Here is a 19,576-nt window from a genome sequence, read left to right as displayed (position 1 = left end):
GTTTCGGCCCGCCGACCGCCCGCTCCCGTCAGTCGTCGTCGCGAAGTATCTCGCTCTTGCTCGTGAGGAGGATGGGCCTCTGCTCGGGGTCGAGACCGGGTGGCGGAGTGAGCCAGTAGCGGCCCGTGTCGTCGCGTGCGATGCGCCAGTGTTCGTTGTGGAGCCGCAGGTGGTCGGCCCTGCAGAGAAGGATGCCCTGGTCGAGGTTGGTCTCGCCGGTGTCGTCTTTCCAGTGTTGGATGTGGTGGGTTTCGGTCCAGGAGGGTGGTCGGTCGCAGCCGGGCCACCGGCAGCCGCCGTCGCGAATGGCGAGGGCCACCCTTTGGGAGGGGCTGAAGGTGCGTTGCTCCCGGCCGAGGTCGACGCCGCTGCCGTGGTCGTCGAAGGTGACATCGAGGAGCCCGCTGTCGCACCGGTTCCGTTCCACCGTCTCGGCCGAGACCGTCACCGCGGTCCCCTCGATCACCCCCGGCTGGAGCGCGGGTGCCGCGGTTTTGGGGTTCGCCGCAGCGTCGGCTGTGGGTGACGGGGCCTCGGTCGGCGCGGCATCGGTGGGTGTGGTTCCCGTGGGCGCGAAACCGGTGGGTGTGGCGCTGGTGGGGCGGATGGTGATCATGCGGACGGCGGGGCTGCGACTGCCGGCGATGCGTTTCGGGTCGGCTTTCACGCCGAGTTTCATCAGGGCCAGGAACGCATCCGCGGTGAGTTGTTCTGTGGAGCGCGGGTCGTCCTGGACCCGCTTCGACCAGGCCGCCTGGACCTTGTCCACGAACCGGACCCCGCCCCGGCGGGGACTCGTGATCGCGTCGTAGGTACTCATCAGGTATTCGCCGTCTTCCGGGGCGAACAACCCGACCATGCGCACCTGCCCCGTGTTGAGTCGCCAGAACCGCAACGACCGGTCGTCGTAGACGGCCTTCTCCCGGGCGGCGATGCCGGCCTCATCGAGCACGTCCCGCACCCGCCGGGCCCGCTTGAATAACTGGTCAGCGTTCACCGTGCGCGCCTCGGCGAGGAGCCGGGCCAGGGCCGTGGCGAGTTTCTCCGGGGTGATCGCCCGGTCCAGGTCGCCGAGCCCTTTCCGGAGCGAGTCTGCCTTCTCGACGCTCAGCCAGCCCTCGCGCAGGGCCCGGCCGATCGGCGCGTGCCACGGCGGCACCGCGGCCGCAGGCACTGGCGGGTCGACCGGCGGCAGGCCCGGGGCCGCGCCGTCGAGGGGTGGGACGCCGTCGAGGAACGGAGTCTCGTCCAGCAACTTCTGAGCCTCGGCGGCTTCCCGGGCGGCCTTCTCAGCGGCGTCGGCCTCGGCGAGCAGCCTGCCGACCGCGAGCAGCTTGCCCACGTCGCCCTTGCTTGACCCAGAAATACTCTGCAGGAGATCTTCTGGGGTCCGGAACCCCTTCCGGGCCGCAAGGCCTTGGCCGCCGAGTTCGGGCCGGGACCGCCGGGCGAGTGTCGCGGCGAACCACGCTGCCTGGGTGTCGAGTGCCCGCCGGGCTCCCGAAATCAATGCGTGCCCTTCGAGCACCGCGTCATCGCTCAACGTGTCGACAGCGGCAGACGAGCCACCGAGCCCGGTGACGATATGAGCCATCGACCGCAACCCGCCGAGCACGCCTCTCTGCACCGGGTCGCCCTGCACCCGGTCGCCATGCGGCTGATCGAGTGAAGCGGGCGGCTGGGGAAGATCGGTCATGCCCCCACGTTACGACGGACCGCCGACATTCTTTGAGCATGGCTCAGGCTTGTGGAAACTCCCTCTGATCAGGCACCTGTTGAGGAGAAGCCTCGCTCAACGAGTCCGATCAGCCGGTGACGTCAAGATAGACGGACGCGTTGGCGCGCTGGGCGGTGAGGATGGTGCGCACGGCGGACAGGTGTGCTCCGGCGGAGCGCCGCGCATCCTCGATCTCGCGGATCAACTCGAGCTGGCCGGCGATGAGCAACCGGGCACGCTCCTCGAGCTGCACGGGAAGCTGCCCCAGGTGCTCAGGCGCGCGCCACTGCACGCCGGTCGAGAACCGCTCCCCCTCGATCGCGAGCACCGCATTGCGGGTACCACTGCCGAGGCTGCGCTCGAGCTCGTCGAGCACCCGCAGCCACTCCTCATACGATCCCGACGGCCTAGGCATAACCGAGCTCTCCTCCGACCCGGGCAGCCATCGGCTGCGCGGGAAGCTGCTCGGCGGCTTCGTGCCAGGTCTGACGCAGCGGCTCGAGCAGTCCGATGCACTCCACCGTGCGGTTGACGTCCCGGTGCACGTTCGAGCTCATCAGCGCGTTCTGCACGTACACGTAGATCGCGAACAGGCCTTCGGCGCCGTCCCAGGCCTCGACGTTGAGGGAGGACGACAGTTCGGAGACGATCGCCTGAGCGTGCAGCAGGTTCTCCGAAGCAACCTGCCAGTCCTGGTTGAGCTGTGCGGCCTGCGCGCGGTTGAGATCCAAAAGCAGGCGGTCGTACAGCATCGTCAGGAGCCGCGCCGGCGTGGCGGACAGGATCGATTCGCGGTTGAACTGTGCGCGGCGGGCCTGCGCGTTGCTCCCCATCATGCTCATAATTGCCATCATCATCCAGCGCTCGTAGTAGTAGTGGTCGGGATCGCAGCGACCTGGGCGGTGAGCCAGCTCGACTGCGCTTTGAGAGCGGCGAGGGAGACCTCGAGCGCCGTATACGTGGCCTGCAGGGTGGAGCGTCGCGTGGCCAGGCTGATGTCCCACGCGTCGATCCGGGTGCTCATGTTCTTCACAGAGGACTGCTGCCCGGTGATCTCGCTCGTGAGCGCACCGGTGTACTTGTCCGACACTGCGGTCGCCGCAGCGGCGACCCGGGTCGCGATCTCCTGCACGGCGGCCTTGACCGTCGTCGGGTCGGCGGCGAGGGCTGTCGCGAACTTCGCCGCGTCGAACTCCATCGTGCCGGTCTTCGTGATGCTGATGCCGTACTCCGACGGCGAGTGCCCGTTGATCGGGGCGGATGCCGCGGTGAGCAGCTTCTGGCTCACGTCACGAACCCCGCTGTCCCCGGTGAAGACACCCGGCGACATCACGGCGGCGCCGGACGCGTTAGTGCTGTTCGTCACGACGGTCTGGGTGGAGATGAGGGCGAAGATGCCGTTGAGCGAGCTCACAAGGCCCGAGGCGAGGGAGCTGATCGCGGCATCGTCGCGAGCGACCTTGATCGTCGCGGCCGAGGTTGAGACCGCGGAGACCGTGATCGCGACTCCGGGCAGCAGGTCAGCGAAGGTGTTCGTCGACGAGGTGATCTTCTGTTCGGCCGTGGTGCCGGCCCAGAGAGTGAGACTCGCATCCTGCGCGGCGGTCGTGATGGCGGCGCCCGTCTGGGTGAGCACGTTCGTCGCGGTGTTGGCCGTGACCTCAGCCTTGGTGCCCTGGTAGATCGAGAATGCGCCGGCCAGTCCCGAGCCGCTGGCGGTGAACTGGAGGCGGTACTGCGCGGCCCCGCTCGCGTCCACGCCCGACGCGACCTTAGTCGCGGTGACGCCGGCACCGGCCGCATTGACCGCGGTGACGACATCGTCAAGGGACGTGGATGCCGGGGTGATTTCGGTGCTGACGCCGTTCACGACGACGGTGAGTGCCGCGGGGCTGGCCGGCCAAACGGTCAGGGCGGCGGAGACGCCGACCTGGGTCTTGGCGAGGGCGCCGACGACAACGTCGATCTGGCCCGCACTGGCCCCGGTCGAAATGGCCGTGGTCACGCTCGTGGAACTGCTCGTAGCGGCGTAGAGGTCGGTGGCCGCCGGCTTCGAAGCCGTGGTCGCGAGGGTCGCGAGGGCTGCGACCTGGCCGTTGAGGCCCTGGAGTGCGGTGATGAGCTTTTGAGAGGTGGCGACGGATGCCTTGAGGAGCGTCTGGGGACGAGCCTCGACGGTCATCAGGGAGTTGATCAGGGTCGTGGTGTCCAGGCCGCTGATGAGCCCGTCGATCGCGTTCGTCATGCCTCCACCTCCTTAGGTGTGAAACTCTGTGCTGCTGGTCGTGCTGCGGGTGGAACGTGGAATGGCCGGCGGCGTTCGAGGGATGAGGTCCAGTTCATCTCCCGCGCGCCGCCGGCCATAGTTCACCGGTCGGTTGCCCGACTGCCTGGGCTATCCGATTTACTGGAGGAGCTTGAGCACGCCCTGGTTGCCCTGGTTCGCCTGAGCGAGCATGGCGGTACCGGCCTGCACCAGGATGCTGGAGCGGGTGTACTTGACCATTTCAGCGGCCATGTCGGTGTCGCGGATGCGGGATCCGGCAGCGGTCAGGTTCTCGGTCGAGACGGCAAGCGTCTTGACGACGCTCTCGAACCGGTTCTGAACCGCACCGAGGTCGGCACGAGCGGTCGACACCTTGGTGAGCTGAGCGTCGACAACCTTGATTGCCGCCGCAGCGCCAGCAGCGGTGCTGAAGTCCAGGCCACCCGAAGCAGCAAGTCCACCGGCACCCGCGGTCAGCCCGGCGGAAGGGTTCGCGACGGCCACCGCTCCACCGTTCAATGCCTTGACGTTGAGCTTGCCTGCGGTGTCGACGGTAGCAATCAAGCTGCCGGAGAAGGATGTGTCCTTGTTGAGTGCATCGGCCACTTCCTGCGCAGTACCACCGCCGGTCGACAGCGCCGCCGTCGCGATCGTCGAGACCGACTTGTCCGGGTTCGTGACGACGAAGGACTGCACGGCGTCGTTGGTGCCGGCTGCGCCGACCGTGTAGGACGAACCAACGTTCGTCGCACCGATCGCAGTTGCGATGGTGTTGACGTTCGCACCCGTCAGGTCGACCTTGATCTGGCTGCTGGCATCGGAGTTGGCGCCGACCTGGAAGCTCAGTGCCTTGCTCGATCCGTCCAGCAGCTGGGTGCCGTTGAAGTTCGTCGAGTCACCGATACGCGTCAGTTCCTTGGTCAGCGCAGTGACCTCGGTCGTGATCGCGGTGCGGGAGTCCTTGTTGTTCGAGTCGTTACCGGCCTGGACGGCGAGGTCACGAACGCGCTGCAGAATCGACTGCACCTCGCTCAAGGAACCTTCAGCCGTCTGCACGACCGAGATGCCGTCCTGGGCGTTGCGGCTGGCGACCGTGAGGCCACCGACCTGGGACTTGAGTGCCTCGGAGACCGTGAGGCCGGCCGCGTCGTCCGATGCGCGGTTGATGCGAAGACCACTGGAAAGCTTCTCGAGCGACTTGGACATGTCGTTCTGTGTAGCGGTCAGGTTGCGGTAGGTGTTGTTCGCCGCGATGTTGGTGTTGATCTGCATACCCATGATGTATTCCTCCGTGAGTGGGTGTCGGTGCGTCTACCCATCCATGGGCTGACACTGAGATCTATCGGCCTTGGCCGATCGTGCGTTAGCCGTTGAGCGAGAAAGATTCCCAGGCCGGGTAAACGCCGTGGTCGCCGAAGGATCCCGCAGCGGTGGCGTACTTCGCTGCGGCGATCGCGGCGGTCCGCGAGGGCACCGGCAAGCTGATCGGCTGCGTGAGGGGAAGGTCGGTCGCGACGGCGGGCATCCGCTCGTTGACGATGCCGAGCATCGCGTGATCGGCGAGCCTGGCCAGGTAGGCGCTGCGGCGGGCCGGCGCCACGCGGGACTCCGGCACGTAGTCGGCTTCATCGTCGGCGTAGTGGGTGCCGAGGCCGTCGCGCAGCAGGCGGATGGCCTCCGCGCGCTGCTGGGACACGGCCGAGTGGGTGATGCCCAGGTCCGCGGCGATGTCCTTGACCGGGCGGTCGTCGAAGTAGACCTGCTCGATGATCTCGCGCATCTTGGGCGGGAGCGCGAGCACGGCCGCGCGCAGGTACGCGAGGCGCTCGGCGGAAAGCAGCGACTCCCCCGGCAGCACGGTGCTCGCCGGGATGTACTCGGCAGTGGTGTCGTCGAGGGCGATCACGGTGCGCTCGCTGTCGGCGAGGCCTGCAGCCGCGGTCTCACGGTCGACGCCGAGTGCGGCGGCGATCTCGTCGACGCTCGCGGCACGGCCGAGGGCGGCGGCGAGGGTTTCCTGAACGGCGCGGGTTTCCTTGATGCGTCGACGGGCGGTGCGGGTGGCCCAGTCGTTGGAGCGCATCTCGTCGGCGAATGCCCCGATGATGCGACGACGGGCGAATGCGCCGAAGGGAACCCCGAGGTCGGGGTTGAAAGCATCCGCGCTCGTGACGAGCGCGAGCGCGCCCGCAGACGCGAGATCATCGCGTGAGAGGTGACGAGCCTTGGCCCAGACCTCGGAAACCAGGTATCCGACGAGGGGCAGGTTGTCGGTGACCAACCGATTGCGCTCTGTGCGATTCACGTCGCAGCCCCCTTGTGTTTCACGAACGGATGTTGAGCGAGAGACCTCTGGCAGGGCCAGGATTACTTCGCTTCGTACCGGGTGAGCACTGGGACAAATTCACTGATCGGACAGGGGTTCGGGGCCCCTTTAACACAAAGTGTTTTGTCCGCGTGTCAAACATACAATCAGCCGCCCCTGAGACGGGCCGTGCGGCACCCCCACTCTGGGGGGGCTACTACCCCCCAACCGGGAAACGCTTACCTGCTCGGACACGCCCTGCCACCCCCACTTTTGGGAAAGCGTTGTCCTCATTTAGGTGGACATTCCCAGCCGCCACCTGCCAGTCTGGGCACACGGATCGCTTACGTGCGGCAAAACCCTGCCGATAGTGCCATCTGAAGCCAGAGTCGACGCGGTCGTGCGTCCCTCGGCCCGACCGGAATCGTGTGGAGGAAATCGTGGGCGCCAATGAACTCTCGGCCCTCCTGTGGCGCGAGCGGGAGCTCCTCGAACTGCTCGTCTTCAAGCTCGACGAAGAACAGCTCCTCCTGACGAACGGCAAGACCCGCTGGCTCCAGCAGGGCACCCGCGAGGTCGAGCAAGTGCTCGGCCACGTGCAGGAAGCCGGTCTCGCCCGCAGCGTCGAGGTTGCCGCCATGTCCGCAGAGTGGGGAACGAACGAAGACGCCACGCTCCGCGAACTCGTCGCCCACGCCCCCGTCGGTCCCTGGACCGAGATCATGACGGCGCACCTCAAGGCCCTCGGCGAGCTCGCCGCCCAGATCAAGGAACTCCGCGACGCCAACGAACACCTGCTCCGCTCGGCCGCACGCTCCAGCCAGGAGACGCTCGCCGATATCCGTGTGAACACGAACACCTACGACGCCCGCGGCACAGCGGATGCGTCCACCCCGCCCGCCCGCCTCTTCGACCAGTCGTTCTAACGGGAACCCCATGAGCACATTCGGCGGACTCAACACCGCATACACCGGCCTCGTCGCCGCCCGCCAGGGCCTCGACGTCGTCGGCCAGAACATCGCCAACGCCGGCACCGAGGGGTACACCCGCCAGCGCGTGACGACCTCGTCAGTGGATGCCGTGACGCGCGTCGGTCTCTTCTCCTCCGGAGTCGGCGCCGGCCAGGGCGTCTCGGTGACCGGCATCGCCCGCCTCGGCAGCGCGAGCCTCGACGCGCAGGTGCGCGCTTCGGCCGCGGCCGCGGGCTTCTCGGCGGTGCGCGCCAACTCGTTCTCCGCGGTGGAGGCCGCCACCAACGAGCCGGGCACGAGCGGGCTGTCTGCGACCCTCTCCAAGTTCTGGGCCGGCTGGCAGGACGTCTCCAACAGCGTCGGCGACGCGGCCCCGGCCGGCGTCGTGCTGAGCCAGGCCAACGCCGTGGCCGGCCAGATCGCGTCCAACTACCAGGCCGTCGCGACCGAGTGGTCCTCCCAGCGTTCGAGCGTCACTTCGATGGTCTCCGAGGTGAATGCCGCGGCCACGCAGGTCGCCGGACTCAACTCCCAGATCCGGATGACGGTCGCGGCGGGCGGCTCCGCCAACGAACTCCTCGACAAGCGCAGCGCGCTCACCACGACCATCGCCGCCCTCACCGGCGGCGTCGTCTCCGAACAGACCGACGGCACGGTCAGCATCTTCGTCGGCGGGAACGCCCTTGTCAGCGGCGATCAGGCCCAGAGCCTGACGGCCGTCGGAGCCACCTCGATGACGGGAACCGGAGCCAATACCGGAACGGCCGGCACCGTGCAGGTCGTCTGGACCAGGGATCTCGGCAAGACCCCGCCGACGGCCGTCTCGGTCGACGGCGGCGAACTCGCCGGAGCGCTCTCGCTGCTCGGCCCGGCGACCATCGACGCGAACGGCCAGGGAACCGGATCGACCCTCGCCGACGTCGCGGCCACCTACAACGCCTTCGCGACGTCACTCGCCACGAGCGTCAACGCCGTCTTCAACCCCACGTCGACTCCCGGCGGGAATTTCTTCACAGTCTCGACCACCGGGGCAGCTGCCCTCGGCCTGAGCGTCCTGCCGAAGACGGCAACCGACCTCTCGGCGGCGCTGACCGCAGCCGGGGCCGCGGTAACCGCCGCTGCAGCCGCAACCGGATCCACCACCGTGACCTCGGCCGGCACGATCGCCGACGCCGTCTCGCAGTTGGGCGCGGGCAAGGCCACCGCCATCGACCCCGCGACGAACCTCCCCTTCACCTCACCGAGCGCGGACTGGTCCAATGTCGTGACCCGCCTCGCGGTGACCACGAAGTCCGAGCTCCAGGGCGCGTCCCTGGCCGACATCACGTCGACCGCGGCGGTCAAGGCCCAGCTGTCCAACGCATCCGTCGACCTCGACGAGGAGAACGTGAGCCTTCTGATGTTCCAGCACGCGTACCAGGGCGCCGCCCGGGTCATGACCGCCGTCGACGAGATGCTCGACGTCCTCATCAACAAGACCGGATTGGTGGGCCGCTGACGATGATCTCCCGTGTCACCACACAGACGCAGATTCGCGCCGCGCAGACCAGCCTGCAGAGCAACCTCGCGAGGCTCACCCAGCTGCAGGAGCAGGCCTCCTCGCTCACGACGCTGAAGAACCCCTCGGACGACCCGACGCGCGCCGCGGATTCGCTCGCGGTGCGCGCCCAGCAGACCGCGGTCGCCCAGTACACCCGCAACGTCGACAATGGCACCGGCTGGCTGACGACAGCGGATGCCGCGCTCTCCGCCACCACGAACATCATGAACCAGGTGCGCGACCTGACCGTGCAGGGCGGCAACGGCTCGCTCTCGCAGACCGCGAAGAGCGCCCTCGCCACGCAGCTGCAGGGGCTCAAGCAGGACCTGCTCACCCAGGCGAACACCCAGTACCTCGGTCGCAGCGTCTTCGCCGGAACCTCGGACGAGGCCGTGGCCTTCAAGACGACCGCGGCGATCCCGGCGAACGGGGCGACCCCGGCGATTCCGGCGACGGTGACCTACACGGGCACCTCTGGTTCGACCGTCGAGCGCCGCGTCGCCGCGGACTCGACCGTCCGCGTCGATTCCAACGGATCGAAGATCTACGGGCCCGACACGAATTCGGTATTCACTCTCATCGACAACATCAGCTACGCCCTCGACCCCACGACCGGAACCGCCGGGGCGACCCCGACGGCGACCGCGAGCGACTACCTCGCGACCGTCGACACCCGACTGACCACGGTCATCGCCGCGCAGTCGGACAACGGCGTACGACAGGCGCAGATCGAGAGCGCCGGCGCCGGCCTCGTCACCAAGGCCGGAACGCTCGAGGCCCAACGATCCGGGATCGAAGACGTGGACCTCGCCCAGGCCGCCCTTGATCTCAAACTCCAGGAGGTCAGCTACCAGGCTGCACTCTCCGTGACCGCGAAGGTATTGCAGCACACCCTGATGGACTTCCTCCAGTGAGCGCCTCCCTGACATTCGTCTCCCCACCGCCCGGCCTCGCGCCGCTGACCGAGTTCGATCTCACCGAGATCGCCGGAGCCGACGGCCTGTACACGTTGCAGTCCGCCGAGGACCGGCATACCCGGCTCTTCGTGCTCGACGCCTCGATCTACCTGCCGGACTACTCCCCCGTCATCACCGACGAGCACGCCAGCTCCCTCGACCTTGCCGGCGCCGATGAGGCTCTCGTGCTCGTCGTGACCAACCCGCGCGAAGGCGGGACGACCGTCAACCTGATGGCGCCGATCGTCGTGAACTCGACGACCGGCCGCTGCGCCCAGATCATCCTCGAGGGACAGGACTGGTCCCTCCGCGCCGAGCTCGGCGCCGCGTCGGCGGCCTGAGCACACAGTACGGGCGTGCGCGCTCCGTCCTCAGGTGCGCGTTCCTGAACGGAGTCTCAGGGCATTTCCGCGACCAATGATGAGCGATTCCGGCCGAACGGGAATAGCGTGAGGTCCATCGGGGCATAGCCGCTCGGATTCACCCAACGGCTGGCCGATATCCCGAGCAATGGAGCCGTAATGCATCCGCTCATCAGCTATTTTGCAGCCCAGGACAGTCCGGGCATCTATCTCGGCTTTGGTGCCTTCCAGATCCAGCTCGGCAACCTCATCGTGATCCTCGTGATGATCCTGCTGTTCGTGCTGGCCCTCTTCCTGCCGTTCCCGAGCGGGAAGAAACGGCCATGAGCATCCGTGAGGAACGGAAGACCGAACCGGTCGAGGAGTACTACACCTGGACAGGGAAGGCCAGGGGCTGGCTGCTGAAGCACCTGCCCGCCGACAAGCTACTGCCGCAGGACCAACCGAGCTACGTCGCATCCTGGATCTACGTCTTCGGAATGGGCGCGATCGTCTCGCTCGTCTTCATCGTGGTCTCCGGCGTCGTGCTGAGCCTGAACGGCCCGGCCTGGTACCACGTCTCCGACTTCGGGCACTTCGTGAACAGCGTGCACCTCTGGAGCGTCGAGCTCTTCTTCATGACGATGGTCGTGCATCTCTGGGGCAAGTACTGGATGGCCGCCTGGCGCGGTGGGCGCACCCTCACCTGGATCACCGGGATGGGCGCCTTCCTCGTCTCGATCGTCGCGGCGTTCACCGGCTACCTGCTGCAGACCAACTTCGACTCCCAGTGGATCGCCTTCGAGGGCAAGGATGCGCTCAACGCCTCCGGCATCGGCGCGTGGTTCAACGTGGCCAACCTCGGCCAGATCTTCGGGTTCCACATCGTGTTGCTTCCCCTCGCCGTCGGAGCCGTCGTCGCGCTGCACGTGATCCTGGTGCGGATGCACGGGGTCGTCCCCCCGATCGACGCGGCGGAAACCGACGCCCAGCTGAGCGGCACGGACCGGACGGAGGCGACCCGATGAGCGCCCCGACCATGTCCCGTTCCGACCGGGATGGCCTCGCGCGCCGCCCGTGGCGCGGCACCGTGCGCGAGTACGACCTCTTCAAGGAACTCACGGTCGCCCTCGTCGTCGTCGGGCTCGTGATCGTCGGTCTCTCGGCGATCGTCGGCTCGCCCGACGAACCGAGTGTCACCCTCAAGTCCTGGGCCCAGGCCCAGCCCGCCGACTTCGTGGCCACCGCGACCGCCGAGCTCGGCGGCACGAGCGAGACCGCCGGTTACGGCCCGCCGTACAACACCACCGCCGACGCGACCCAGACCATCGGGGCATTCGACCTGCAGAGCTTCTCCGGCGTGCAGCTGCCGATCGATACGGCCCAGGACCTCGTGATCACCCCGCTGACGACCCTCAACGCTCCGCCGAGCGCCGCTCTCGACGCGTGGAACGCCGGGAGTGACACCGAGAAGGCCGACTGGACCGCCGCATACACGGATGCCCTCACGAACGCCCCCGATGGTGACCCGGCCCAGGTCGCCACCGGCGACTACGGCCCGGTGCCGGTCCTGACGGATGCGCTCCTCACAATGGCGAGCCAGGGCGCCCTCGACGGCGTGCTGAACGCCCAGGAGTCGTTCTACAACTCCGACTACACCCGCACGATCCTGTTCCTCGGCGACGGAGCCTACTTCGGTGACCTCGCGACCGCGGCGCATCTCACCGGCGACCAGTGGGGCATGATGAACGAGACCGGGAACACCCCCGGTCAGTCCTGGCTGTGGCTGTTCTCCTTCTGGTACCAGATCGAGCCGTTCGCCTCCGCCCCCAACGCCGACCTGCTCGTCGTGCTCCTGATGCTCGTGCTGAGCGTGCTGTTGACGCTCGTGCCCTTCATCCCTGGCCTGCGGGACATCCCGCGGTGGATTCCGATCCACCGCCTGATCTGGCGGGATTATTACAAGAAGCGGGCAGCGGGCCGGAGTTGAGCGGAGTGCGCCAACACTAGGCTGGGGACGAGATCGATCGTCGCCGAGGTGTCTGCGCGGCTGGTCGCATCCGTGCCTCACCGAAAGGCTTTCCGTGTCCCGCTACGACCTCAGCCTGCCCGAGCTCCGCGACTACCGGCCGGTCGTCGCTGAGCCGGACGACTTCGACGAGTTCTGGGAGGACACCCTCGCGGACGCCCGCCGTTTTCCCGACGAACCGCACTTGACCCGGGTCGACTCCCCGCTCAGCCAGGTCGAGGTCTACGACATGACCTTCAACGGTTTCGCGGGACAGCCCGTGCGCGCCTGGTTCCTGGTGCCGGCGGGCACGACCGGCCCGCTGCCGGCCTTCGTCGAGTACAACGGCTACGGCGGAGGCCGCGGACTCCCCCACGAGAACCTCGCGTGGGTGACGGCGGGCTATGCCTACCTGTTCATGGACACGCGGGGCCAGGGCAGCGTCTGGGGCTCCGGCGGCGAGACGCCAGACCCGAACGGCACCGGGCCGTCCGCCCCCGGGTTCGTGACCCGCGGCATCGAACGGCCGCACGACTACTACTACCGCCGGGTCTTCACGGATGCCGCGCGCGCGATCGACGCCGTGCGCACGATCGACCGGGTCGACCCGACCCGCGTTGCGGTGTGCGGCGGCAGCCAGGGCGGCGGCATCGCGCTCGCGGCCGCTGGCCTCAGCGAGGGGCTCATCGGGGTCATGCCCGAGGTGCCGTTCCTCTGCCACTTCGAGCGGGCCGTCGAGATCACCGACGGGGACCCGTACCAGGAGATCGTGCGGTACCTCTCGGTGCACCGCGACCTCGTCGAGCAGACCTTCACGACTCTTTCCTACTTCGACGGCGTGAACTTCGCCAAGCGCGCGACCGCTCCCGCCCTCTTCTCCGTCGCCCTGATGGACCCGGTCTGCCCGCCGTCGACGGTCTTCGCCGCCCTCAACCACTACGCGGGCGAGGCGGACATCGAGGTCTACCCGTTCAACCAGCACGAGGGCGGATCCGGGCACCACTGGCTGCGGCAGGCCGCCTGGCTCGAGGAGCGCATCCTCTAAGCACGCGTCTGCTTGCCCTGTGGATAACTCGAGCGGGATATCCCGAGGTGTTCTAACGTGACCGCATGCGGATCCGCGCGAGGTACCGGCTGGCGATGACAACCCTGGGTGCCGCCGTGTGCGCCGCCGGTCTGATCGCCCTGTCCGGGTGCGCATCGTCGCCGGTGCCGTTCGCGAGCCCGTCTGCGTCTCCGACAGCGGATGCGCCCGCTTTCGCCTCAGACGCCGACGCCCTTGAGGCCGCGCGAACCGCCTACGCCGCCTATCTGGCGCTGTCGACGACAGTCGGTCACGAGGGTGGGAAGTCGCCGGAACGCATGGCTGCTGTTGCGACCGGCGAGGGGCTCAGCCACGATCTAGAAACGCTCCAGAAGCTCGCAGATCAAGGACAACATGGCGTTGGAGAGTTCAGTTTTGATTCCCTGAAGCTTCAAACGGCAAATTTGGATGCGGGAACGGTCACAACCTATCTGTGCCTGGATGTTTCTGGCGCGAACGTCGTCGACGCTTCCGGCACGAGTACGACCCCCGCCAATCGCCCCCTTCGGTATCCGCTTCAAGTGAGTTTTCTATTCGATGCATCCGAACGGCGCCTCCTTCTACTGAGATCTGAATCATGGCTTGGCACAAACTTCTGTTAGCCGTAAGTACCCTTCTGCCGCTGTGGTTTGTGCCTGGTAATGCCGTTGAAAACGTCTCAACCGACAGCCTCTGCAGCGTCTGGGACTCCGCGAATACAGCTTGTCAGGCCCCAACGCCACCTCCTGTGACCGGGGTCGTGAACGGCGGGGGCGTGGACTTGTCCACGGGATTCGACTCAAGGTCGGGACCCGGAGGCGCTGCTTCGGGAACGGCTGGCGGCACGGGTAGTGCAAGCGGGACGGGTGGCGCGGGCGCTCCGGGCTCGACCCCGACACCGACTGTGGGGCTGCCGTTCGTGCGGGACGGGTTCGCCGTCAACTGCCCGCTCTGCGACCCGAATCTCGTGGTCCGCATCAGTGATCTCGTCAATTTCCCGGCGGCAGCACCCGGCCAGGGCATGGAGCCCAACGGCTGGGCGATCACCGGGCTCCCGGCGAATTTCCTGGCCCAGGCATCCGTGCATGTGCGCACGGGCCTGTTGCTCGGGTTCGCCGCCGAGGTGCGTTTCACGCCGACACGGTTCCACTGGGACCTCGGCGACGGCGCGGCCATCGACTCCGCGACGGGTGGCGCGAGCTGGGCCGCCCTCGGCGTGCCGGAGTTCTCGGACACCGCAACCAGCCACGTCTTCAGGTCAACGGGCCGGCACACCGTGGTGCTGTCGGTCGTGTACTCGGCTGAGTACCGCGCCGGCGGTCAGCCGTGGCGTCCGGTGCAGGGCACGCTCACGATCGCGGCGCCCCCGATCGCGGTCGTCGTCAGCACGGCCTCGACGGTCCTCGTCGGCCAGGACTGCACGGCCAACCCGTCCGGCCCCGGCTGCTGACAGCGAACTACTTGCGGCGCGCGAGCCGGATGGCGATGACGATGATGGCCACAGCGATAGCCGCCATCACCACGAAGCCGCCAACCAGAATCAACACGTGCCAGACCGTCAGGTTGTTCAACATTTCTCCCCCCAGAGGCCGGCTGTTGGACCGGCGATACCAGAAGGCTAGCCGACCCCGGAGTCGCGCGCACGCCCGTCTGCGAGGTCCGGCTCCGGGACTGGCCGTGCGGGGACTGCCCTCCGGGCACGGCAACACGGAATGATAGGGACTGTGCACCGACACCCTCGCTGGTCGCACCGCAGTTTCGATTCGCCCCCACGACCAAGGACGCCCCGCGATGACCGACGTATCCCGCTCCCTCACCATTGATGCCGGCCAGACCGGCATCCGCGCCCTGCTCCGCTCGGCCGACGGACGCCACGACACGTTCGACTTCGCCGGCATTCGCACCGACCGGGCGCTGATGCCCCAGCTCGCCGATGTCGTCAAGGCCGTCGCCGCGACCGAAAGCGGGCTCTCCGACGACCTTGGCATTCGTACCCTGAGCGCCGGCATCTCCGGTTTCACGCAGTCCGACGCCGACGCCGCCGAACTCCGCCATCTCACCCACGGGCTCGGCGTTCAGGACGTCTTCCTCGCCCACGACTCGGTGACCTCGTACCTGGGCGCCCTCGGCGACACCCCCGGTGCCGTGATCGCCGTCGGCACCGGCGTCGTCACTCTGGCGGTCGGCGTGGGCGCCGTCGCCCGGGTCGACGGCTGGGGGTACCTGATCGCGGATGCCGGCAGCGGCTACTGGCTCGGACGTGCCGCCCTCGACGCGGTCATGCGCGACTACGACGGGCGCGGACAAGTGACAGCCCTCCGCGATGCCGTTCAAAAGGAATTCCCGAACCTCGAAACCCTCTACCTCGAGCTGCAGGCAGACCCCGCCCGGGTGAGCCGGATCGCGGCGTGGTCGCGCTCGGTCACCGCCCTCGCGGCAACGGATGCCGTCGCCGCTGCGATCTGCGACGCTGCGTCCGCAGAGCTCGCCCTGTCGGTGCGCACGGGACTCGAACGGGTCGGCCAGTCGGTGGTCGACGCACCCGTGATCGGCGGGCTCGGCGGAGTGCTCCGCTCACCCGAGATCGCGACCCGCTTCGAGCGCGATCTCCGCCTGGTCTGGCCGGCCGCGGACATCCGCTTTCCCACGGCCAACGGTCTCGACGGCGCCGCGCTCCTGCCGAACCTGGCCGCCGACAGCGCCGTCCTCAGCCTGGTCGCGCGCTCCCGCGCCTGACCCGCGCCCCTCCCGCCCCCTCCCGCCGCGCGCCGCTCGCACGGCGCGCCCCAGAGACTCCGCGAGAGCGCACTTTTGGCCCTTAAGACTCGGTCTTAAGGGCCAAAATCGTACTCTCGCGGGAGAGAATCAGCCGGGATACGGCGACCCGATCGTGCCGGGCGCGGCTAGGCGAGCGGGGCCGCGGGGGCAGCGGATGCCGCGGCGACCTGCATCAGGGCGGCCTCGAACGCTACCCAGGGCAGCATCGCGCACTTGACCCTGGCCGGGTACTTGGAGACCCCGGCGAAGGCCGCGGCGTCGCCGAGCACCTCTTCGTCGGGCTCGATCGTGCCGCGCGAGCGGAGCAGCTCGCGGAAGGTCGTGACGAGTGCCTCCGCCTCGGAGACGGTCAGTCCCGTCATCGTGTCCGCGAGCACGGATGCCGACGCCATCGAGATCGAGCAGCCGTCACCCCGCCAGACGAACTGTTCGATCACGGGAGCAGGGCCGGCGGCATCCGTCACCGCGGCATCCGCTGCGGCACCAGAGCCGGCGCGGACGCCGACGCGAACGGTGATCTCGTCGCCGCAGGTCGTGTTCACCTGGTGCGACTCGGCGAGCCGCAGGCCCGGCGCACCGTCGGCGTCGAACACGCCGAACGGCTCGGACGACGCGCCGTGCCGGTACTTGGCGTGGTCGAGGATGATCTGCTGGTACAGCTGCTGCAGTTCGCTCGAACTCATGGCTTCACTCCAAAGAAGGGGGCGACCTCGTGCATGGCGGCCAGGAACTGGTCGACCTCGTCGGTCGTCGTGTAGAGGTAGGTGCTGGCGCGCGTGGACGCCGTGATGCCGAGGCGGCGGTGCAGCGGCTGGGCGCAGTGGTGGCCGACCCGCACGGCGATGCCGGCCTCGTCGAGGAACTGGCCGACGTCGTGAGCGTGCACCCCGGCGACGTCGAAGGCGGCGAGGCCGATGCGGTCGATGCCGGCGGCCGGGCCGAGCACCCGAACGCCGGGGATCTCGGCGAGCCCGGCCACGAGGCGCTGGCCGAGTTCGGCCTCACGGAGGGCGATCCGGTCCATGCCGGTTTCGGTCAGGTAGTCGACGGCGGCGGCGAGGGCGATCGCCTGCGAGATGCGCTGGGTGCCTGCCTCGAAGCGCTGCGGCGGCGCGAGGAACTCGGCGTGCTCCATGTCGACGGTCGTGATCATCGAACCGCCGGTCAGGAACGGCGGCAGGCCGGCGAGCAGCTCTGCCTTGCCGAAGAGCGCTCCGATGCCGGTCGGGCCGAGCATCTTGTGCCCGGAGAAGACGGCGAAGTCCACGTCGAGCGCGGCAACGTCGACCGGCAGGTGCGGAACGGTCTGGCAGGCGTCGAGCAGCACGAGGGCGCCGAAGCGGTGGGCGAGCTCGACGAGCTCGGCCACGGGATTGATCGTGCCGACGACGTTGGACGCGTGGGTGAACGCGAGCAGGCGGGTGCGCGGGCCGACGATCGTTGCCGCGGCCGCGAGGTCGAGGGTGCCATCGTCGATAACGGGGATGAAGCGCAGGGTCGCCCCGGTGCGCAGGGCGAGCTGCTGCCACGGGATCAGGTTGGCGTGGTGTTCCATCTCGGTCACGACGATCTCGTCGCCGGCCCCGATGCGGAACCGGGCGGCATCCGGGCCGCCGAGGCCGAGTGAGGCGTTGGAGATCGCGTACGCGACGAGGTTGACTCCCTCGGTCGCGTTCGAAGTCCAGACGAGTTCGTCGGGCTGCGCGCCGATGAAGGCGGCCACGGTCTCCCTGGCGCTCTCGAAGACCTCGGTCGCCGCGAACGCGAGGGTGTGAGCGCCGCGGTGCACGGCCGCGTTGCGTTGCTCGTAGTACTCCTGCTCGGCTTCCATCACGCTGATCGGGTTCTGCGAGGTGGCCCCGGAGTCCAGATAGTTGAGCGGATGCCCGTTGATGCGCTGCTCGAGGATCGGGAAGTCGTTGCGGATGCGAGCGACCTCGTCCTCGGTCAGCGCCACGGCGGCGGCACGACGGAACGATGGGGCGGAAAGCGTCATGCTCCTAGGTTAAGCCGTCTTCGCGGGATTCGGCCGTCCCAGGGGTGAGGCCGAAGGTCAGGGCGCGGGTGAATGCGGCGCGAGGGTTCGCGAAGACCTCGCGGGTGGGGCCGGCCTCGACGATCCGGCCGTCCTCGAGCACGATGACCCGGTCGGCGAGGGCGAGGGCGTCGAGCGGATCATGGGTGACCAGGATCACGGAACGGTCGGACAGCATCCGGTGCAGCAGCTGGCGTTGGGCCGGCACGGCTGCGACGTCGAGGGAGGTCATCGGCTCGTCGAGCAGCAGGAGGCGCGGCCGGGCGGCGAGGGCGCGCGCGACGGCGACCCGCTGCGCCTGGCCGCCCGAGAGGGCGCCGGGCTTGCGGTCGGCGAGGTCGGCGACGTCCGCGGCGACGAGCCATTCCTCGGCGAGCTCACGCGCCCTGGCGCGGGGGGCACCTGCGCTCCGCGGGCCGAAGGCGACGTTGTCGCGCACGGACAGGTGCGGGAACAGGAGCGGCTCCTGGGCGAGGAGCACGGTGCCGCGGGAGTGCGGCGGAGTCCAGGTGCCGGCGCGGGAGACGGTGCCGGTGCGTCCGCCGGGTGCAGCGGATGCCGAGGGCAGGTCGAAGAGGACGTGGCCGGCGAGGCTCGCGCGGCCGGAATCGGGTCGCAGCAGGCCCGCGCTGATCTGCACGACGGTCGACTTCCCTGCCCCGTTGGAGCCGAGGAGCGCGACGGTCTCCCCCGGCTGCACGCTGAACGCGACATCGAGGTTTCGGCGTGCGAGGACCGCCTCGAACTCGAAGGTCACGAGAGCCCTCGCGGCCGGTGGGTCGCCACCATCACGACGACGGCGACCACGACGAGGACGAGCGCGAGCGCGACGGCGGCATCCGGATCCGTCTCGCGCTGCAGGTAGATCTCGAGCGGCAGCGTGCGGGTGACACCCTCGAGGCTGCCCGCGAAGGTCAGGGTCGCACCGAACTCGCCGAGCGCCCGCGCGAAGGCGAGCACGGCCCCCGAGACGAGCCCGGGCACGACGAGCGGTAGGGTCACCCGCCAGAACACGGTGTTCGGGGCGGCGCCGAGGGTCGCGGCGACGGCCTCGTATCGCGCGCCAGAGGCCCGCAGCGTCGCCTCGACACTGAGCACGAGGAACGGCAGCGCGACGAACGCCTGCGCGAGAACGACGGCCGTCGTCGAGAACGCGATCTGGATTCCGAGCACTTCGAAGGTCTGGCCGAGCAGCCCGCGGCGGCCGAATGTCGAGAGCAAGGCGATGCCGCCGACGACGGGAGGCAGCACGAGCGGCAGCAGCACGAACGCCCGCACGAAGCGCTGGCCGCGGAACCGACTCCGGGCGAGCACGACCGCCATCGGCACCCCGAGCAGCAGGCAGAGCGCCGTGCTCGCCGTGGCCGTGCGGAGGCTGAGCAGCAGTGCCGCGATCGCGGACGGCGAGGTGACGAACGCGCCGAAGTTCGCCCAGTCGACCCTGGCGGTCATCCCGACGATCGGCAGCACGATGAAGAGCGCGCCGACGGCAGCGACAGCGACGATCCAGCGCGGCACACCGAGCACCTCGGCATTCTCCCGCGCCGTGCCGCGCAGAGAGACCGCCGCCCCGCCGCTGGCCCGTGTCATGTGACG

Annotated in this window: 21 protein-coding genes; 11 read left to right on the top strand and 10 right to left on the bottom strand. The window is 68.5% G+C overall.

Annotation, left to right across the window (positions count from 1 at the left end; translation table 11 throughout):
• Positions 1-28: 28 nt before the first annotated feature.
• The 6 genes from E3O39_RS14005 to E3O39_RS13980 all read right to left on the bottom strand — a co-directional run bounded on the left by E3O39_RS14005 (position 29) and on the right by E3O39_RS13980 (position 6,288).
• Positions 29-1,696: an HNH endonuclease signature motif containing protein gene (locus tag E3O39_RS14005; protein ID WP_134448948.1), complete on the bottom strand. Its 1,668-nt coding sequence runs from the start codon at positions 1,694-1,696 to the stop codon at positions 29-31.
• A gap of 109 nt (positions 1,697-1,805) precedes the next feature.
• On the bottom strand, positions 1,806-2,132 hold the full coding sequence (locus E3O39_RS14000) for a hypothetical protein (RefSeq protein WP_134448947.1): 327 nt from the start codon (positions 2,130-2,132) through the stop codon (positions 1,806-1,808).
• Positions 2,125-2,574, bottom strand: coding sequence for a flagellar export chaperone FliS (gene fliS, locus E3O39_RS13995; protein WP_338145018.1), 450 nt, complete (start codon positions 2,572-2,574; stop codon positions 2,125-2,127). Before fliS ends, E3O39_RS14000 begins: the two co-directional genes overlap by 8 nt.
• The gene (fliD, locus tag E3O39_RS13990; protein WP_134448946.1) at positions 2,571-3,962 is read right to left on the bottom strand and encodes a flagellar filament capping protein FliD; all 1,392 of its coding nucleotides are present in this window, start codon (positions 3,960-3,962) and stop codon (positions 2,571-2,573) included. The genes fliS and fliD overlap by 4 nt, the downstream gene beginning before the upstream one ends.
• Positions 3,963-4,121: 159 nt before the next feature.
• Positions 4,122-5,261, bottom strand: coding sequence for a flagellin (locus tag E3O39_RS13985; protein ID WP_134448945.1), 1,140 nt, complete (start codon positions 5,259-5,261; stop codon positions 4,122-4,124).
• 85 nt (positions 5,262-5,346) lie between these two features.
• Entirely contained in the window at positions 5,347-6,288 is a 942-nt protein-coding gene (locus E3O39_RS13980; RefSeq protein WP_134448944.1) for a sigma-70 family RNA polymerase sigma factor, read from the bottom strand.
• A 440-nt stretch (positions 6,289-6,728) separates the two neighbouring features.
• On the opposite strand from E3O39_RS13980, the gene E3O39_RS13975 reads away from it, so the two are divergent.
• The 11 genes from E3O39_RS13975 (at position 6,729) to E3O39_RS13930 (ending at position 15,903) form a co-directional block, all read left to right on the top strand.
• Positions 6,729-7,214 (top strand): flagellar protein FlgN, encoded by a 486-nt coding sequence (locus tag E3O39_RS13975; protein ID WP_134448943.1) that lies wholly within the window; start codon positions 6,729-6,731, stop codon positions 7,212-7,214.
• A gap of 10 nt (positions 7,215-7,224) precedes the next feature.
• The gene (gene flgK / locus E3O39_RS13970) at positions 7,225-8,757 is read left to right on the top strand and encodes a flagellar hook-associated protein FlgK (protein ID WP_134448942.1); all 1,533 of its coding nucleotides are present in this window, start codon (positions 7,225-7,227) and stop codon (positions 8,755-8,757) included.
• 2 nt (positions 8,758-8,759) lie between these two features.
• Positions 8,760-9,713 carry a flagellar hook-associated protein FlgL gene (flgL, locus tag E3O39_RS13965; protein ID WP_134448941.1) on the top strand — a complete coding sequence of 318 codons (954 nt, stop codon included), beginning with the start codon at positions 8,760-8,762 and terminating at the stop codon, positions 9,711-9,713.
• Complete coding sequence (locus E3O39_RS13960; RefSeq protein ID WP_134448940.1) at positions 9,710-10,096, top strand: flagellar assembly protein FliW; 387 nt, start codon at positions 9,710-9,712, stop codon at positions 10,094-10,096. Before flgL ends, E3O39_RS13960 begins: the two co-directional genes overlap by 4 nt.
• Before the next feature lie 180 nt (positions 10,097-10,276).
• Positions 10,277-10,444 carry a hypothetical protein gene (locus E3O39_RS19055; protein WP_166787363.1) on the top strand — a complete coding sequence of 56 codons (168 nt, stop codon included), beginning with the start codon at positions 10,277-10,279 and terminating at the stop codon, positions 10,442-10,444.
• The gene (locus E3O39_RS13955) at positions 10,441-11,124 is read left to right on the top strand and encodes a cytochrome b N-terminal domain-containing protein (protein ID WP_134448939.1); all 684 of its coding nucleotides are present in this window, start codon (positions 10,441-10,443) and stop codon (positions 11,122-11,124) included. The genes E3O39_RS19055 and E3O39_RS13955 overlap by 4 nt, the downstream gene beginning before the upstream one ends.
• Complete coding sequence (locus tag E3O39_RS13950; protein WP_241985085.1) at positions 11,121-12,086, top strand: hypothetical protein; 966 nt, start codon at positions 11,121-11,123, stop codon at positions 12,084-12,086. Before E3O39_RS13955 ends, E3O39_RS13950 begins: the two co-directional genes overlap by 4 nt.
• Positions 12,087-12,180: 94 nt before the next feature.
• Positions 12,181-13,149 carry an acetylxylan esterase gene (locus E3O39_RS13945; protein WP_134448938.1) on the top strand — a complete coding sequence of 323 codons (969 nt, stop codon included), beginning with the start codon at positions 12,181-12,183 and terminating at the stop codon, positions 13,147-13,149.
• 65 nt (positions 13,150-13,214) lie between these two features.
• The gene (locus E3O39_RS13940; RefSeq protein WP_134448937.1) at positions 13,215-13,790 is read left to right on the top strand and encodes a hypothetical protein; all 576 of its coding nucleotides are present in this window, start codon (positions 13,215-13,217) and stop codon (positions 13,788-13,790) included.
• 281 nt (positions 13,791-14,071) lie between these two features.
• Positions 14,072-14,617, top strand: a complete 546-nt coding sequence (locus tag E3O39_RS13935; protein ID WP_134448936.1) for a hypothetical protein — start codon at positions 14,072-14,074, stop codon at positions 14,615-14,617.
• 341 nt (positions 14,618-14,958) lie between these two features.
• Positions 14,959-15,903: an N-acetylglucosamine kinase gene (locus E3O39_RS13930; RefSeq protein ID WP_134448935.1), complete on the top strand. Its 945-nt coding sequence runs from the start codon at positions 14,959-14,961 to the stop codon at positions 15,901-15,903.
• Positions 15,904-16,070: 167 nt separating this feature from the next.
• Here the strand turns inward: E3O39_RS13930 and sufU are convergent, their stop codons facing one another.
• From sufU to E3O39_RS13910, 4 genes are read right to left on the bottom strand one after another with little or no spacing between them, the layout of a single operon-like run.
• On the bottom strand, positions 16,071-16,628 hold the full coding sequence (sufU, locus tag E3O39_RS13925) for a Fe-S cluster assembly sulfur transfer protein SufU (protein WP_134448934.1): 558 nt from the start codon (positions 16,626-16,628) through the stop codon (positions 16,071-16,073).
• The gene (locus E3O39_RS13920) at positions 16,625-17,941 is read right to left on the bottom strand and encodes a SufS family cysteine desulfurase (protein WP_134448933.1); all 1,317 of its coding nucleotides are present in this window, start codon (positions 17,939-17,941) and stop codon (positions 16,625-16,627) included. The genes sufU and E3O39_RS13920 overlap by 4 nt, the downstream gene beginning before the upstream one ends.
• Positions 17,942-17,945: 4 nt before the next feature.
• Entirely contained in the window at positions 17,946-18,737 is a 792-nt protein-coding gene (locus E3O39_RS13915; protein ID WP_134448932.1) for an ATP-binding cassette domain-containing protein, read from the bottom strand.
• Positions 18,734-19,570: an ABC transporter permease gene (locus tag E3O39_RS13910; RefSeq protein WP_134448931.1), complete on the bottom strand. Its 837-nt coding sequence runs from the start codon at positions 19,568-19,570 to the stop codon at positions 18,734-18,736. Before E3O39_RS13910 ends, E3O39_RS13915 begins: the two co-directional genes overlap by 4 nt.
• Positions 19,571-19,576 lie beyond the last annotated feature (6 nt).

It is taken from the genome of Cryobacterium sp. MDB2-A-1 (genome assembly GCF_004402675.1).
Lineage (GTDB): Bacteria > Actinomycetota > Actinomycetes > Actinomycetales > Microbacteriaceae > Cryobacterium > Cryobacterium glucosi.
This window is presented reverse-complemented; position numbering and strand designations above follow the sequence as displayed.